At 49.0% G+C, this 17,489-nt stretch carries 13 protein-coding genes and 1 pseudogene; all 14 read left to right on the forward strand.

Going from position 1 to position 17,489, the window contains the following annotated elements:
• The first annotated feature begins 7 nt into the window (after window positions 1-7).
• The 14 genes and pseudogenes from VV089_RS05820 to VV089_RS05885 all read left to right on the forward strand — a co-directional run bounded on the left by VV089_RS05820 (window position 8) and on the right by VV089_RS05885 (window position 17,462).
• A complete protein-coding gene (locus tag VV089_RS05820; RefSeq protein WP_334335262.1) occupies window positions 8-1,705 on the forward strand; it encodes an AAA family ATPase in 1,698 nt (565 codons plus the stop codon).
• A gap of 183 nt (window positions 1,706-1,888) precedes the next feature.
• Window positions 1,889-2,815 (forward strand): cation transporter, encoded by a 927-nt coding sequence (locus VV089_RS05825; RefSeq protein ID WP_172544320.1) that lies wholly within the window; start codon window positions 1,889-1,891, stop codon window positions 2,813-2,815.
• Between the two features lie 37 nt (window positions 2,816-2,852).
• Entirely contained in the window at window positions 2,853-4,073 is a 1,221-nt protein-coding gene (locus tag VV089_RS05830) for a M20/M25/M40 family metallo-hydrolase (protein ID WP_334335263.1), read from the forward strand.
• A 37-nt stretch (window positions 4,074-4,110) separates the two neighbouring features.
• The gene (gene rpoN, locus VV089_RS05835; RefSeq protein ID WP_334335264.1) at window positions 4,111-5,436 is read left to right on the forward strand and encodes an RNA polymerase factor sigma-54; all 1,326 of its coding nucleotides are present in this window, start codon (window positions 4,111-4,113) and stop codon (window positions 5,434-5,436) included.
• A 31-nt stretch (window positions 5,437-5,467) separates the two neighbouring features.
• The gene (locus VV089_RS05840; protein WP_334335265.1) at window positions 5,468-8,116 is read left to right on the forward strand and encodes a sigma 54-interacting transcriptional regulator; all 2,649 of its coding nucleotides are present in this window, start codon (window positions 5,468-5,470) and stop codon (window positions 8,114-8,116) included.
• Between the two features lie 136 nt (window positions 8,117-8,252).
• Complete coding sequence (locus VV089_RS05845) at window positions 8,253-8,708, forward strand: PTS sugar transporter subunit IIA (RefSeq protein ID WP_172544324.1); 456 nt, start codon at window positions 8,253-8,255, stop codon at window positions 8,706-8,708.
• 96 nt (window positions 8,709-8,804) lie between these two features.
• Window positions 8,805-9,305: a PTS system mannose/fructose/N-acetylgalactosamine-transporter subunit IIB gene (locus VV089_RS05850; protein WP_334335266.1), complete on the forward strand. Its 501-nt coding sequence runs from the start codon at window positions 8,805-8,807 to the stop codon at window positions 9,303-9,305.
• 265 nt (window positions 9,306-9,570) lie between these two features.
• Complete coding sequence (locus VV089_RS05855; RefSeq protein WP_172542329.1) at window positions 9,571-10,341, forward strand: PTS mannose/fructose/sorbose/N-acetylgalactosamine transporter subunit IIC; 771 nt, start codon at window positions 9,571-9,573, stop codon at window positions 10,339-10,341.
• Window positions 10,342-10,360: 19 nt separating this feature from the next.
• Window positions 10,361-11,200, forward strand: coding sequence for a PTS system mannose/fructose/sorbose family transporter subunit IID (locus VV089_RS05860; RefSeq protein WP_172542331.1), 840 nt, complete (start codon window positions 10,361-10,363; stop codon window positions 11,198-11,200).
• 24 nt (window positions 11,201-11,224) lie between these two features.
• Window positions 11,225-12,670: a decarboxylating NADP(+)-dependent phosphogluconate dehydrogenase gene (gene gnd, locus VV089_RS05865; protein ID WP_172542334.1), complete on the forward strand. Its 1,446-nt coding sequence runs from the start codon at window positions 11,225-11,227 to the stop codon at window positions 12,668-12,670.
• A gap of 254 nt (window positions 12,671-12,924) precedes the next feature.
• Window positions 12,925-14,450, forward strand: a pseudogene (locus VV089_RS05870) (AbgT family transporter).
• 17 nt (window positions 14,451-14,467) lie between these two features.
• The gene (locus VV089_RS05875) at window positions 14,468-15,541 is read left to right on the forward strand and encodes a DPP IV N-terminal domain-containing protein (protein ID WP_334335267.1); all 1,074 of its coding nucleotides are present in this window, start codon (window positions 14,468-14,470) and stop codon (window positions 15,539-15,541) included.
• Window positions 15,541-16,653 (forward strand): alpha/beta hydrolase family protein, encoded by a 1,113-nt coding sequence (locus VV089_RS05880; RefSeq protein WP_334336218.1) that lies wholly within the window; start codon window positions 15,541-15,543, stop codon window positions 16,651-16,653. Before VV089_RS05875 ends, VV089_RS05880 begins: the two co-directional genes overlap by 1 nt.
• A 26-nt stretch (window positions 16,654-16,679) precedes the next feature.
• Entirely contained in the window at window positions 16,680-17,462 is a 783-nt protein-coding gene (locus VV089_RS05885) for an amidohydrolase family protein (protein WP_334335268.1), read from the forward strand.
• Window positions 17,463-17,489 lie beyond the last annotated feature (27 nt).

Consider the following 17,489-nt stretch of genomic DNA (forward strand, 5'->3'; position numbering starts at 1 on the left):
TAGAAATATGCCAAGGACCGTGAGCATTGGGTGTCAGGATTTTGAAACAATTCGAAGAGAAAACTGTTTTTACGTAGATAAAACATTGTTTATACAGGAATGGTGGGAACAGATGGACAGTGTAACGTTGATTACACGTCCAAGAAGATTTGGAAAAACCCTGCTTATGAGTATGGTGGAGAAGTTTTTTTCTATGGATTCAACAGCAGGAGAAAACCTGTTCCAAGGGCTTAAAATATGGGAAATAGAAGAATATAGAAAGCTTCAGGGATCATATCCTGTGATTAGTCTCTCTTTTGCAAGCATAAAAGAACAAAATTATCATCTGGCCCGTAGAAAGATTTGTCAGATATTGTCCGGGCTTTACTCCCAATACCGCTTTTTACTGAATGGAGACATTCTGGATAATAAGGAGAAAAAATTTTTTGAATCTGTTTCAGCAGATATGGAGGATGTAGAGGCAACGCTTGCCATTCAGCAGCTGTCTCTTTATTTATCGCGTTATTATGGCAAAAAAGTAATTATACTTTTAGATGAATATGATACGCCGATGCAGGAAGCATATGTAAACGGATATTGGGACGAAATGACATTTTTTATCCGCAGTCTGTTTAATGCAGCCTTTAAAACAAATCTTTATCTGGAACGGGCGCTTTTGACCGGTATAACACGGGTAAGCAAGGAATCTATTTTTTCAGATTTAAATCATTTGCGTGTGATAGTAACTACATCGGAGGCATACGAAGATAGCTTTGGTTTTACGGAACAGGAAGTTTTCGAAGCGTTAGACGAATTTGGCTTGTCAGAGCAAAGAGCAGATGTAAAAAGCTGGTATGACGGTTTTACTTTTGGAAAACGGATGGATATATATAATCCATGGTCAATCATTAATTATCTGAAGACAAAAAAATTGGAAGCCTATTGGGCAAACTCTAGTTCCAATGCATTGGCAGGAAAGTTGATTCGGGAAGGAAACAAAGATATTAAACAGGAGTTTGAGCGGCTTTTATGCGGAGAATTCATTTGTGCAGAGATTGATGAGCAGATTGTCTACAATCAGCTGGAGCAGGACGAGCAGGCAGTCTGGAGCCTCCTGCTGGCCGGCGGATATTTAAGAGTGAACAACATAGAAACCAGGACACGGGCTTATGGGGGCTGGGGCCTGGCCTATGAGCTTTGTCTTACAAATCTGGAAGTACAGATTATGTTCGGCAATATGATTCATAAGTGGTTTGGAAGAGCTTCTTCTGTGTACAACGATTTTATCAAGGCATTACTGGCGGATGATATCAAGGCAATGAATGTATATATGAATAAAGTAGCTTTCGCAACGTTCAGTTATTTTGATACAGGAAAAAACCCATCAGAACAAGAGCCAGAACGCTTCTACCATGGTTTTGTTCCGGGGCTTCTAGTAGATCTGGCTGACAGATATACCTTGACTTCTAATCGCGAAAGCGGCTTCGGCCGGTACGATGTGATGCTGGAGCCAAAGGATTTAGAAAAAGATGATGGGATTATCATAGAGTTCAAGGTGCAGGATAAGGACGAGGAGCAGGAGCTTTTGGATACGGTTAAGGCAGCGGTGCGGCAGATAGAGGAGAAGCATTATGAAGCAATATTGCTGGAAAGAGGTATCGTAAAGGATAGAATACGAAAATATGGATTTGCTTTTTGCGGTAAAACGGTGCTGATTGGGAAATAGGAGTTGAGATCCGCAGAACGATGTTTTTAGGTTGATGTGAGCATAAAAGACAGGTTTGATATGAAAAGAGTTTTCTGCGTTCCCCCAAAGGGAATCGGAAAACTCTTTTTTACTTTCGGATCTTTTGGCATGAAATTTGCATATTCTTTTATTGTACAAAAGAAATGAAGGGAAAAACATTTTATGGTATATAAGAAAAAAGCGGATAAACTAAAAATTGAAAAGCGTGTACTGTCCGTATCGCTGGCAGGCAGTATTCTGGTTGCGGCTTTGGAAGCGTTTATGGCATATTTCCTGCATTCAAAGACAATTTTAATGGATTTTGTATTCGCCTGCTTCGACCTGGTGATGATGTATCCGTTCATTGCATTGGTGCCCTACCTGTATAAACCGGTATCCGAAAAACGGCCCTACGGCTTTTCTCAGGTAGAATCCTTGTTTGTCTGTATCAAATACATTATATTTTTATTTGTGGTACTGAATCTGATTATTGAAAATGCAAAGGTTCTGGCCGGAGGCGGCCATACCGTAGATGCCGGAGTGCTTGTAGGCTTTGAGCTGATCTTGAATCTGTTCAGCATTCTTATTTATTTTGTGCTTCGTCATTTCAGTGAGAAATACGCTTCTTCGATTATCAAATCAGAGCTCTATATGTGGAAGGTAGATATTATGAGCACCTGCAGCATTATGTGCGCCTTTGCGGCGCAGCTTTTCCTGCAGAAAACGGCTGGGGCGTTTGTGATTCCTTACATTGACTCGACTGCGGCGATTCTGATTGCCCTGTTTCTTTTAAAAGAGCCCGTTGTCCAGATTATCAACAATCTGAAGGAACTGATTCTCTTTGCTCCTAAGGAAGAGGTTATGGAGCAGATCCGCCAGGCAGTAGAAGAAAATATCCGGCAGTCAGATTATGTCCTGGCCTTTCTGGACGTCATACAGACAGGCCGCAAAACATGGGTGGAAATCTATGTAAGAAGCAGGAATGATCTCATTTCAGTAAAAGAATTCAAGCAAATCCAGAGGAATGTCAGCAGACAGCTGGGGGAACTGTTTGACCAGATTTATGTAGAAATAATACCGGAAATAGAAAAAAATGAGAATACATTTTAGTGCTGCCGCGCAGCGACTACAACTAGGAGGATAAAGGATGATGGGAGAACGCGTAAAAAAATGTGTGGAGAAGATTGTGGAGGATTATCGAAAGGAGATCTGGGACATCAGCAGCTTTCTGTTTCACAATCCGGAGACCGGAAACCAGGAATACCAGGCAGCGGCGCTTCAATGTGAATTTCTCCGCAGAAATGGATTTACTGTGGAAGAAAAGGCCGGCGGCCTTGATACGGCCTTTATCGGAACCTTTTCCAGGGGAGAGGGGCCCTGTGTCGCCATATTCAGCGAGTACGACAGCCTGCCCGGAGAGCTGGGACATGCCTGCGGCCACAATCTGATTGCCGCTGCAGCCATGGGAGCGGCCGCAGCGGCAAAGAAGGCCATGGAGGAGCTGGGAATAGAGGGAACTCTGATGCTGGCCGGGGCGCCGGATGAGGAATTTACAGGCGGGAAGATTACCCTTTTAAAGAAAGGCTGCTTCCGGAATGTAAAGGCAGCCATGGCAGTTCATCCCACAACGGCAAAATCCAGAGTTGCAGGAGGAAATCATGCCTATCTGACCTACTCCTGTGAATATAAGGGGAAGTCTGCACACAGTGAAAGCCGCCCCTGGGAGGGAATCAGCGCACAGAACGCCGTTCTGCTTTTTTTCAACGCACTGGGCTATGCCAGGCAGATGATAAAGGACGGCGTCCGCATCCAGGCCTATGTGAGAGACGGAATGCAGCATGAGGGAACCATTTCCGCCTATGCAGAACTGGGCTGTGATATCTCTGCGCCTACCATATTTCTGGCAGAGGAGGCTGCAGTGCGCGTGGAGCAGTGCTTTCGGTGCGGCGCTGTTGGGACGGGCTGTGAGCTGGTGCTAAAAAAGGAAGAAGGTTTCAAAAACCGGATTCCCAACGGAGTGCTGGGAGAAATTTTCCGAGACTGCTGTAAGACCTATGGGGAAGAGATGATGGAGGGTATGCCGGATGACAGCGGCGGAGAGGATCTTGGAAATGTAAGCCATGTGATCCCGGCAATCAATCCGCATCTTACCGTTTATCCAAAGCGGAAGCTTTCTCTTCACACTCTGGAGTTTAAGGAGCATGTGCTCACGCCGGAGGGGGAAGCTATGTGCATGCTGGGGGCAAAGGCTATGGCAGCCACGGCCCTTCGGCTGATGCAGAGCCCGGAGCTTCTGGATGAGGCGGAAAAGGAATTGGAGAGCCGTCTTCTGGACTTATATGGGGAGGACTATCACAAATATAGATAGCAGCAGACAAAAAGAAAATGCAGAAGGGAGGAAGGCCATGAACCAGGATATGCAGATACACCAGAGCTTCCGGCAGAGGCCCTGGATGTCCCCGGGAGTGGTACACAGCATGCAGCTTCTCTCCATGCCGTATACGGCGCTGATTCCCTTCCTTTCCCGGATGACACTGGAGAATCCGCTTCTGGAGATGGAGAGCTCTGCGGAAGATATTCCGCTGGATCTGGTAGAGACGGAACAGGAGGGAGAGCCCCTAAAGAGCGGAAACAGGGGAGAAAGCCTGCCGGGACAGGAGAGCTTTGAGACAGAGGAAGAGATTCTGCGCCTGGAGCTGCTTCTATCGGGGTATCCCGGGGAGATAGAGGAGACGGCCCTGGTCATACTGGGAGAACTTGAGCCCAATGGCTACTGGAAGGGGGAGACAAAGGAGCTTGCTTTGCGCCTGGCAGTTCCGGAGTCAGCGGCGGAAGAAGCCCTTCGAGCAGTCCAGAGTCTGAAGCCTGCCGGAATCGGCGCACGCAGTCTTTCGGAATGCCTGGCCCTTCAGATAGACGAACAGATGGAAGATGCCTCCCTGCTCCGCCGTCTGGTGATGGAGGATCTTCCCTGGACAGCCGGAAACCACATTCGGCAGATCCAGAAAAAATACGGGATTCCGGCGGCAAAGGCAAAGGAACTGGTCGCATGCGTCCGCTCTTTAAATCCCTATCCGGTGGATCTGACGGACAGACGCCAGGGAGGCGTTTATGTATACCCGGAGCTTCGGGTGCATGTAAAGAAAGGAGAAGCCAGGGCAGAATTAAGCCGCCGGGCAGAAAGCCTTGTTTCCGTTAATGAAAATTATCTTCCGGAGGTCTTGGAAGAAATGCTGGACAAAGAAGGAAAGGAGTATTTACGGGAATGCAGGACAAGGGCTTTGGAGCTTATGGGAAGTCTGCGTCTCAGGGACCGGACGATGGAGAAGGTGCTTATGGAGATTGCAGCCTGCCAGAAGGATTTTTTCCAATATGGTTTTTCCTGCTTAAAGCCTATGACCTTAAAGCAGCTGGCGGAACGGCTTGGGCTCAGCACTTCCACGGTGTGCCGCTGCGTCCAGGATAAATACATGGAGACAGACTTCGGAGTCATTGCCCTGAAAGAACTTTTTTCTTCGCAGGTTAAGGCAGAGGGCGCTTACGGCTCCGGGGCGGCAGCCAGGGCGGCTATCCGTTCCATTTTGGAGCAGCAGGGAGAGGATTACAGCGACCGCCAGATTGCGGAGCTGCTTTCGCAGCAGGGAATCCATATTTCAAGAAGAACCGTTACAAAATATCGGAATGCGGAGAAGCTTTTAAGCCGCTCCGGAAGAAGGCAGCATGGAAATTGATTGGAAACAGACTTGAATAGGGGTGAGATGAATGGGAGAGGAACGGGAAAAAATCATTGTGGATCTGGTTAGAAGCCGGCAGCCGGAGGAGCTTTCCATAAAAGAGATAGCGCAAGAGCTGGGAATCTGGCAGCAGGAGGCCTCCGCCGCAGTAAGCAGCCTGGTAAAGGAGGGCGTTTTAAAGCAGAGGGGAAGATCTCCCGTCCGGGTTTCCCTTGTGGAGGGAGAACAAAAGACAGTGAAAAGCCAGCCGCCCTTTTCTGGTATCATTGGAAGCCAGGGCAGCCTTTCCATGCAGATTCAGATGGCCAGGGCGGCCGTATGCTATCCGCCCGACGGCCTTCATATGCTGATTCTGGGTGCTACCGGCGTGGGAAAAACCATGCTTGCCAGGGAGATCTGGCGCTATGCCGCAGAAGAGCGGAAGAAGGAAATGCCCTTTGTCACCCTCAACTGCGCCGAGTATGCGGATAATCCCCAGCTTCTCCTTTCACAGCTTTTTGGCCATGAAAAGGGAGCCTTTACCGGGGCAATGGAGAGAAAGACAGGACTGATTGACCAGGCAGACGGGGGAATCCTTTTCCTGGACGAGATCCACCGCCTGGGGGCTACCGGGCAGGAGATCCTGTTTTCCGTTATGGATCATGGAGAGTTCCGCAGGCTGGGCGGCATTCAGATGCATAAGGTCCGGCTGCTCCTTCTGTGCGCAACCACGGAGGATCCTGACAGCGCCCTTTTGTCTACCTTTAAGCGGAGAATTCCCGTAGTGATCCAGCTTCCTCTTCTTCGGGAGCGTCCCATACGGGAACGCTTTTCTTTGGTTTCGCTGTTCTTTACCCAGGAAGCCTCCCGTACAGGTGCGCCTATCCGGGTATCCAGAAATGTTCTGGAGTATCTGGTACTCTTTGAGAGTGACAGCAACATCGGAGATTTAAAAAATGAGGTTCTTCTGACCTGTGCATACGGATATATGGCGGCAAAAAGCCAGAAGCCGGAGGATGGGAAGGAACTGTGGATTGACAGCAGCATAAGCTCCCGAAGAGGCCATACAAGCCAGATAAAGCCGGAGCTTCGCCGTATGTTTTCCAATGCCCTGCCAAAGGAAGGGCTTCTCTTTCTTCCGGGAACAGAATCCCCGGCTTTTCTGGAGAAGCCGGAGCATGTCTGGAAACCGGATTTTTACGAATCCTTTTCCGGCATGACACAGAATATTCCGGCCATGGACGGTGCAAGGGAGGAGCTGTTTCACTATGTATCCCCGGATGTGTATTCTGCCGCAAATGATCTGCTGGAAGCAGCTTCCGAAAAATTTCAGGAATTTTATCCGCGCAATGTTGGTTATTCCCTGGCCTTTTTCCTGCAGCAGATCAAATCCTATGCCCGTGTGGGACGGGGGCTTATGGAGCAGGCAGATCATTTTATGGGGCGGAAATATAACCGGGAGCGGGAATTCCTAAAGGAACATTTGGAGCAACTGCAAAAGCGGCTGGATACGGAACTGACCCAAGGAGAGATTTCCGCGGTTGCTTTTCTTCTGGGACAAAGAGGCAGGAAGGAGGGAACCCAGGTGGGAATCGTCGTTGCCGCTTACGGGGAGCAGATTGCCTCCAATCTTGCAATGCTGACACTGCAGGTTCTGTCGGGCACGCCGATTCTTGCCCTGGATTTTCCTTTGGACAGCAATTTTAAGGAATTCTGGAATTCCCTTCTGGCCGCTCTTCGAAGAGCAGACACCGGGCGCGGCGTGATCCTTTGTACAGACATTAACCTTTTATTTTCCAAGGAAGGAGAGCTGGCGGCACAGAGCGGAACGGACTTAAGAATCGTTCCGGCAGTGAATACGGCCCTTCTCCTGGAGCTTGGGAAATGTGTTGGAATGCTGGATCTGGATGCAGGAGAGCTGAAAGCGCAGATCTGCTCGGAATATAGGGAATATATCGATGCTCTTTTTGAGCCGGCGCTTCCGGGGCCGGAGGAGGGAAAGGAAGCGCCGGCAAAAAAGCGCAGTGTGATTATTACCTACTGCGTCACAGGAACCGGAAGTGCAAAGCTGGCGCGCACCCTGCTTCTGGAGCATCCCAAGATTAGCCAGGCGGCGGACATCATTCCCTTGGGCATTATGAGCGATCTGAATGCCGTTGCCAGGAAATTCGGGGGAAGGCTTCGTCTGGCTGTGGGCTTTCTGGATCCTCATCTTCCTAATGTGCCTTTTGTGGGGCTGGAATCTGTATTTACCGCAGAGGGGCTGAACCGGATTCTTCTGTATCTGAGGAACTGGGAGGAGGATCCCAAGGAAGAGGAAATGGCCGAACTGCCCACCGTGGAAGAGCGTCTGGAGATTGTGGATAAGAATATCAAAAATATTGCCCCTTCCCTGGAGCCGGAAAAGGTGTCAAAACAGGCGAAGAAGGTGCTGGTTCAGATTCTGGAACGTTGTCCGGAAAAGCCGGAGGCGGATTTTGCAGTGCGTGTCTATATTCATGTGATTGCCATGTTTGAACGGCTGTCTGTGATGGAAATTTCGGATTCCAGACTTAAGGTGAAGCAGGAGGCAGGCCGGCGGGCGGAATTTTTCCAATGGCTTTCCGGAATCCTCTGTGAGGCCTGCGAGGCTCTGGGGCTGATGCTCAATGAAACAGAGGTTTACTATCTGATGATTGTACTTCCGGAGACAGAATGATGAGGCCGTCGAAAAATAAGTCCTGCAATTTACGAAAAAATAAACTTTTTTGCATTTTGGCACGGATGTTGCATGGATAAGGGTAGGTGGAAGAGATAATTTCCGCAAAAATATCAGAAAGGAGATGAAGAAAGGCATGAGAATGGAGATGGAATGGGAACAGGTTGTGCCGGAGCTTCCGGGAATTGTATTGTTAAGCCATGGATCTGCAGCTCTCGGAATTCTGGAAAGCGTCCGGCTGATTTATCCGGAGCAGCCAAACCTTGCGGCCCTCTCTCTGGACATGGGAGATGACACAGAGGAGTTCTACAGGGAACTGGAGAAGCTTTATCAGGCGTTTCACGGCAACTGCATTTTTTTCGTAGATTTTAACGGCGGCACGCCCTGTAACCAGCTGCGGATCTTCCAGATAAGGAACAAGGTACAGGTTTTCGGCGCCCTTGGATTCAGCATTCCCATGGTATTGTCAGCCATTGACAGCCGGCGTGACGGATTAAGCCCGGAAGAAATCGCAGGACATGCGATAAAAGACGGACATGAAGGGATCCAGGGGCTTTGTATGGAAAATGTGCAGTGCTGCGAGGAGGATTAGCACAGTACGAAGGGACTGGAAATTGACCTCAAACGGTGCAATGAAAGGGAACTTACGGAACTGGAAAATTACAGAACTGGAATTGGAGGATTTAATATGAACAATATTGTGCTGGCACGGGTGGATAACCGTCTGGTTCACGGACAGATTGTGGTGTATTGGAGCAAGGAGGTAGAGCCTCACCGGATAGCCATCGTGGACGAGGTGATTGCCAAGGACGATGCCATGAAAATGATTTATAAACTGGCAGCGCCGAAGAATTATAAGATGAGCATTCTCCCTCCCCGGAAATTCATTGACAATCTGAACAGCGGAAAGTATGGAAACGAGCGGATTCTGGTATTGTTCCAGTCAGTAGAGCGGGCATGCCAGGCCATAGAAATGGGGCTTGAAATAGAAAGCCTGCAGCTTGGGAACTGTCCGCGGACAGAGGAAACCTTTGCGGCCTGCGATTATATATTCCTTACCGAGAAGGATTATACGCTTTTGGAGGCTCTGAGCGGGAAAGGGCAGAAGATCTACATGCAGAGCACACCGGGCGACCGCAGAATCCCCTTTGAAACCGTTATCGGGAAACATAATAACACAAAAAAATAGTATTACGGAACTGGAATTAAGAAGGTAAAGCCGCAAAGGCGCACGAGAGGAACTTTTATGAGTGCCCTTTCGAATAAAAGTTTCTCTCATTACCGGTGTGTCGAAGCGGCATTACCCTTTAGTGCTATCGCGCAGCGATTTTGAAACAGTAATATCTCTCAAAGTGCACAAATCAATTTGCAGACACATGTTTTTGTGGCTGAAAATTGATTTCAGACCCGTGTACTTTGAGAGATATTACGGAACTGGAATAGGAGGTACTGATATGGCTTTAAAACTTGCAATTGCATCCGCATTGTTATATGGTTTTTGTTGGACCCAGCTTTTTTACGCTTTCGACTGTGTTTTATGGTATTCTGCTCTTATACAGGGCTTTGTGCTTGGACTTCTGGCCGGAGATCTGGCCACGGGAATGATTCTGGGAGGCGGAATTACCCTTCTTACCATCAGCATGGTTGCCTCCGGGGGAGTTGAGCCCTCCGATATTGCGTTTGCCGGAAGCGCCACGATTTCCATTGCACTCATCAACGATATGGACACGGGAACCGCGCTGACTCTGGCCATTGCCATGGGACTGATTGGAGAGTTCTTTACGCCTGTATGCTACACGATTGCAAACGTATTTCCCCATATGATGGACAAATATGCAGAGAAAGCAGACATCAAAGGCATGAAGCGGACATCCTGGCTGGGAGCCCTCACCATGTTCGTGGTATCGGCGCCGGTGGCTTTTCTGACGGTTTATCTTGGATCCGGCCTGGTTGATACCATTTTAAATGCAACGCCGGCCTGGATTCTCACAGGACTCAATGTAGCGGGCGGCGTTCTTCCGGCCATCGGAATTGCAGTAACCATGAAGATAATCAACCAGCCAAAGCTGACGCCGGTATTTATTCTTGGTTACTTTCTGGTTCAGCTGTTTGGAATATCCGTTATGGGAGCAGCGATTGTGGGCTTCTGCGTGGTAGCAATCCTGCTGGCGGCAGATTCCATAAAGGCACAGACAGCTGTTATGGCTGACGATGATGATGAGTGATGTTCAGGAGGGAAGAAGGATGACAAATAAGAGAGAACAAAGGGATGAAAATTCGGTTTTAACAAAAAAGGATCTGAAAAAAGCATATTTTAACTGGCATATGTGGGCGGAATCCTGCCACTCCTTTGAGCGGATGCAGGGAATGGCTCTCTGCCGAGCCTTCTGCGATCCTTTGAAAAAGCTTTACGGAGACGACACAGAAGGCCTGAAACGGGCCCTTAAGAGAGAAAACCAGCTCTTTAACACAGAGGCCCTTATCGGAGCCAGCGTAGTAGGCGCGGCCCTTTCCATGGAAGAATCCATGATGGGAGAGCCGGAGGACGAGAAGGATGAGGCTATCACCAGCGTAAAGGTGGGCTTGATGGGGCCCATTGCAGGAATCGGAGACGCTCTGGACTGGACGGTTTTAAAACCCATTTTCCTGGGAATTGCCTGCGATTTGGCTTTGAAGGGAAGCTGGGTCGGCGCGCTGATTGCAGTGATCTTTGCCGTTGCCCTGTATTTTGAAGGCAGCGCTATGTTCCATCTGGGATACAATCTCGGAAAAAGTACCTTTGCAAAGCTCTTGGGCAGCAGCATGTTCCAGAAGGTGATTCTGCTTGCCGGGGCTATGGGTCTCTTTATGATGGGAGCCCTAGGCGCATCTTATGTATCCCTGGCAACGCCCCTTGAGATTTCCATTTCCGGGCAGGATCCGATTATCCTCCAGGAAGCCATTGATTCCATCGTTCCGGGGCTTCTTCCTCTTGGGGCTATCTTTGGAATCCGGGGGCTGATGAAAAAGACGAATAATTTTGGAATTATCTGTCTCATTATCATCGGGATCTGCCTCCTGGGTTCCTTTGTGGGAATTTTTTAAGCAGAAGGAAAGGAGAAGAGAAGAATGCAGGCAGATATCGGTTTGATTGGACTTGCCGTCATGGGTGAAAACCTGGTTATGAATATGGAGTCAAAGGGCTTTGCAGCGGCTGTCTTTAACCGCAGTACAGACAAGGTCAGACGCTTTGTGGAAGGGCGTGGGAAGGGCAGGCGGATTCTTGGCTGCTACAGTCTTCCCGAGCTTGTGGAAAGCCTGAAAAGACCCAGAAAAATCATGCTTATGATCAAAGCCGGACAGGCGGTAGACGAGATGCTTGAGCAGCTTCTGCCGATGCTTGAGCCTGGGGATATTCTCATTGACGGAGGAAATTCTTATTTTGAGGATACCAGAAGGCGGATGAAGTATGTGAATGAAAAGGGGCTGCTGTATCTGGGCATGGGTGTGTCCGGCGGAGAGGAGGGAGCCCTTCACGGGCCATGCCTGATGCCGGGCGGCAACAGAGAGGCCTGGGATGCGGTGAAGGAGCTGTTCCAGGCCGTCAGCGCGAAGGCAGAGGAAGTCCCCTGCTGCAGCTGGATAGGCAGCGACGGAGCCGGCCATTTTGTAAAAATGGTACATAACGGAATTGAGTACGGGGATATGCAGCTTATCTGCGAAGTGTATCAGCTGATGCGCGACGGGCTCGGCATGTCCTGTGAAGAGATGCACCGAATCTTTGCCTGCTGGAACGAAACGGAGCTTGACAGCTATCTGGTGGAGATTACCAGAGATATTCTTGGATATCAGGATGAGAAGGGAGAGAGGACGGTAGAAAAGATCCTTGACACGGCAGGACAAAAAGGTACCGGCAAGTGGACAAGCCAGGCGGCCCTTCAGGAAGGCGTTCCTCTGACCTTGATCAGCGAGGCAGTGTTTGCGCGCTGCACGGCGGCTGCCAGGGAAGAACGGGTAAAGGCACATGCCCTTTACAAGCGGACGACTGTGCCTGTGAAGGAAAATAAAGATGATTTTGTTGAGGATTTGCGAAAGGCCTTGTACGCCTCAAAAATCATTTCCTACGCCCAGGGATACGGGCTGCTTCGCAAAGCGGCCAAGACCTACGGCTGGGAGCTTGATTACGGCGGCATTGCCCTTAGCTGGAGGGGCGGATGCATTATACGCAGTGTTTTCCTTGGAAAGATCAAGGAGGCCTATGACAGAGATCCGGATTTGTCCAGTCTTATACTGGATCCGTATTTTAAAGAGGCTCTTTCTGATTCCCAGGAATCCTGGAGAAGGGTTGTGGCAGCCGGGGCCTTAAGCGGCGTTCCTCTTCCGGCTATGAGTGCGGCGCTTGCTTACTTTGACAGCTTCACCTGTGACAGCCTGCCTGCTAATCTTCTGCAGGCCCAGAGGGATTATTTCGGCGCCCATACCTACGAGCGGACGGATAGGCCGAGGGGCACATTTTTTCATACTAACTGGACAGGAAATTCCGGAAGTACCCAGGCAGGAAATTATGTTGTTTAAAAAGAATATGTACGAATAAAAGCAGCCCCGGCTTGCAATATATGCAGGCCGGGGCTCAATGTCATGATGCCGGGGGCAAAACACAGTGTTTTCTATGTTTCAATCCCCATAAAAACCTTTCAATTGTTACCGTTCACTCCGTGACCAATAACGTTTAATTTTCCAACTGGAAAAGTAGAAAAGAATGCAGTTGCGCTTGACACTTTTTTCTCTAAATAGTAATAAAATAAAGTGAGAAAGAGAGGGAAAGTGTTATGCAGGAAACGACTGCAAAGAAAAAAGGTTTTCATGTGCTTGATGCCATTGAAAAAGTGGGCAACAAGCTTCCGCATCCTTATATTTTGTTTCTGTGGCTGTGCCTGATACTTGCTGTGATAAGCTGTATCTGCGGTCTTACGGGTGTAAGCGTTGTGAATCCTACAACCGGGGATACGGTTGCAGCGAACAATCTGCTGAGCCGGGACGGGCTGGTTTGGCTGCTGCAGAATATGCTGAGTAATTTCCAGAGCTTTGCCCCATTGGGACTGGTGCTGGCTATGCAGATGGCCATTGGATTTGCGGAGGGAGCAGGAGTTCTTACAACCGCACTTCGGAAAGCCATCTTAGGCGTGCCCCTGTGGGCTTTGACCGGTACGGTATTGTTCCTTGGAATTAACGGAAGTATTGCTTCCGAGGCATCGATTATAGTAGTGCCGGCATTGGCGGCCGTGGCATTTGAGACGGCGGGGATGCATCCAATCGCCGGACTTCTGGCAGGCTATGCGGCAACGAACGCCGGATTTACCGCATGCATTATTGTTGCAGGCACGGACGTGCTTCTGGCCGGTGTAACGCAGGAGGCCGCACGGTTAATTGATCCGGCCGTTACGGTGGGAGCAACGGCTAACTGGTATTTTATGATTGCATCCGTATTTATTCTGACTGTCACGGGCGTATTTGTAAATAAAAAATTTATTGCCCCCGCCTTGGAACCTATCATCCGAGCGGGATAGTAGACAATGCTGAGGATAAGAAGCAGCTTACGCCGGAGCAGAGCAAAGGGCTTCGGGCGGCAGGGATCTTTACCCTTGTGTTTATTCTGCTGCTTGCCATTATGGTAATACCTCCCAACGGGATTCTTCGGGGCGAGGACGGCTCCGTATTAAATGGGCCCTTTATCACAGGTCTTGTGCCTATTTTGATTATCTTCTTTATTCTGCTTGGCATTGTGTATGGCGTAAAAGCAGGTACTGTGAAGAAAAGCTCCGATGTGCCTGAGATGATGGCAAAATCCTTAGAGGGCATGACAAGCTATATTGTGCTGATCTTTGTGATTGCACAGTTTATTAACATGTTCAATTACACCAATCTGGGTATGATTATTGCGGTGAAGAGTGCCGGAGCCCTTGAGGCGGCAGGCTTTACGGGAATTCCGCTGATGCTTTTCTTTATTGTTCTCTGCTGCATTGTCAACCTGTTTATGACAAGCGGAACTGCAAAATGGTACATATTTGCGCCGATTCTTGTTCCGATGATGATGATGCTCGGATACAGCCCGGAATTTGCCCAGGTAATTTACCGAATCGGTGATTCTACCACAAATGCCATTACGCCGATTTATCCTTACATTCCCATTGCAATCGGTATGGCGAAAAAGTATGACAAGGATTTTGGAATGGGAAGCCTGATTTCTATGATGCTCCCCTACTCCATTGCATTTTTGCTGGTATGGATTATTCAGTTGATTGTCTGGGTCGTACTCAAACTGCCGCTGGGTCCGGGAGCAGCTGTTTTTCTGTAAATCCGGAGGTGTGAGCTATGGATATGTATGCAAAATATGAAGCCGCAGGACGGCTTTTGACACAGCATACCCGTACCGCAGTTCTGAACGGCCGTCCGTCCATCACCTGGGTGGACGGCAGCCGTTTTTTCTATATGCGCCAGATACCCGGCAAAGAGGGTGTGAAAAGGGTGAGGGTACAGGTAGATGCTGCAACGGGCAGGGAATGGGCAAAGGAGACTTACGGCCCTTTGGAAGAAGTAAGGTATGAGCAGGAGACAGGGAGAAAGCTCCATAACAAGAAAGAAGAAAGGGCCTATTCCCCTGACAGAGCCTATGCGCTGTTTACGGAGGATCATAATTTGATGCTTCTTGACCGTAAAAGCAAAGAGATCATCCGGCTTACCCGGGATGGGGAAGAGCTGAATGAGTATGGCTGTTATGTTGATATTTACAGTCAGATTACAGTGAAAAGAGCCGGACAGCCGGAGGCGCCCCATGTGCTTTGGAGCCCAAACGGAAAGTATTTTATTACTTACCGCGGGGATCGCAGAGTCTGTAAGAAGCTGTATCTTCTGTCCTCCTATGGGGATTCCGCTTCAGAATTGCGGCCGGGGCTGTGGGAATATCCCTGTCCCTTTGCCACGGATTCCGATGAGGAGATCCCTCATTATACCCTGTATGTGGGAAATGTGGAAGAAAAGACAATAAGGGCCGTGGACGCACCGGATTTTCTCTATCCGCTGTTTACAGATGAGGACAGAAGCTGGGTAAGATGGCTGGATGACAGTTCGGCTTTTTATTTTACATGGATTAAGAGAGGATTTCAGGAGGGGAGGCTCTACCTGGGAAGTCCAAAGGATGGAAAAACGAAGCTTCTGGTTCGGGAGGTAACGAATGATTTTCTGAACCTGGGAGCTTTTGGGCAGGTGGACGGATACGAAACCTACCTTTTCTCCAACTTTGTTACCAGGGACAGGAAATATGCATTTTGGCAGAGTGAGAAAAGCGGATATGCACATTTGTATCGGTTTGATTTAGAAAAAGAAGAGGTTTCTTTGGAGAGCGGGACAGATCTTTTCAGAGAAGCCGGCAAGGCGGAAAAAAGCTGATTGTTCAGAAGCTTATAAAAGTGGATGAGCAGAAGAAACTGATTTATTTTATGGCAAATAATGCAAAGGAGTGCTCTGACCCCCTTTATTACCAGCTATATGTAATTGGCTTTGACGGAAATGGCCTGAAGCGCTTGACTCCGGAGGATGGGGTACATGCGGTCAGTATGGGTGAGGATGCTTTTGTGGACACTTATTCCAGAGTAGATTTACCGCCGGTAACCCTGCTGCGCCGGACGGACGGCTCTCTGGTTCGGGAGCTGGAACGTGCGGATGTGACAGCTTTGATGAACGCAGGCTATCAGATGCCGGAGCGATTTACGGTGAAAGCCGGGGATGGGGTGACGGATCTGTGTGGAATCCTTTTTCGTCCGGCGGATTTTGATCCGGATAAGACTTATCCGGTGATTGATTATATCTATGGCGGCGCCCAGCTTTACAATGTGCCAAGAGATTTCACCTGGGACAATAGTATGGATCGGGAGATTTTTGGGGGACTTGAGGAATTTGCCCAGCTTGGCTTTGTGGGAATTATTCTGGACGGAAGAGGAACACCCGGCCGGGGTATGGAATTTCATAAGCATTCCTACCGCAATATCCATGGCTGTGCCGGCCTTTCGGATCATGCGGCATGTATGCCGGAATTAAAAAAGAAGTTCCCCTTTATAGATTTGGAGCGTGTGGGGATCTGGGGAAATTCCGGCGGCGGTTATGCCGCGGTTTCCGCCATGCTCAAATATCCTAAGCTTTACAAGGCGGGAGTGGCATCTTCGGGAAATTATGATCAGAGAATTTATGAGCATTCCTGGACAGAACGGTATTACGGGCTTTATGAGGAGGAGCTGTACAAACAAGGCGATATTACGGCGTTGGCAGGGAACCTTGAGGGCAGGCTTCTTCTGGCTTATGGGGCGATGGACGATAATGTAACCATGTCTCAGACACTGCGCCTGTGCGATAAGCTCAACGGGTGTAATAAGGATTATGAGCTGATGGTTCTGCCCCGAATGAACCATAATGTACCCAGTGATATGTATTTTATTCGAAGAAAGATGGATTTCTTTGTGAAATATCTGTTGGGGGAGGAACCGCCGGAAGCCACGGAGACTTAAGCCAGGGTTTTGCCAGGAATCCGGCAGTGTCCGGCCTGCTTCAGAAGCTGACCCCAACTATTGGCAGCGGAAAGGATTTCTTTGTAAATGCGGTCCGGGAGCAGGTAAAGTACGGATCGGATTTTATAAAGATCATGGCTACCGGAGGATTTTTTACGCCTTATGATAATCCTATTCAGCAGCAGCTCAATGATGAAGAGCTCAAGGCCATTATGACAACGGCCAAGGAGCTTGGCAAGACGGTAACAGCGCATGTTTATACCAATGAGCTGATGCAGAAGCTGATTCGCATGGGAATCGACGGCATGGAACACGGAAGCCTTATGAATGAGGAAACGGCGGCTATGATAGAGGAGGCCGGAATTTATCTGGTCCCCACTTTCTGTCCCTATGAGGAGGCCGTTCACTATGACGGGGAGAAAATGAAAGAAAAGCAGCCGGAATTCAGGCGGAAGCTGGAATATTATAAGGATATGCTTAAGGCCGGCCGGGAGGTTATCTGCCACAGCAAGATTCGCTTAGGCTATGGAACGGACCTTGTGGCAAATCATCAGAATTATGAAAGCGGATATGAGTATGAAGCCTGGATGAGCAGCGGGATGTCTCCATTTGCGGCTCTTAAGGCGGCTTCTAAGACGAACTCTGAGATTCTTCAGCTGGAAGATCAGATAGGCACATTGGAGGTCGGAAAACTTGCGGATGTCTCTGCCTGGAGACGGGATCTGATGACAGATAAAAAGGCATTGCTGGATTGCGCTTTTGTGATGAAGGAAGGGAAGATTTATCCTGCGGAGACTGTGGAAGAGTAGCATCAAAATGATAAAGTATTAAAAGAG

The sequence above is a fragment of the Candidatus Merdisoma sp. JLR.KK011 genome, assembly GCF_036941125.1.
GTDB lineage: Bacteria > Bacillota > Clostridia > Lachnospirales > Lachnospiraceae > Laedolimicola.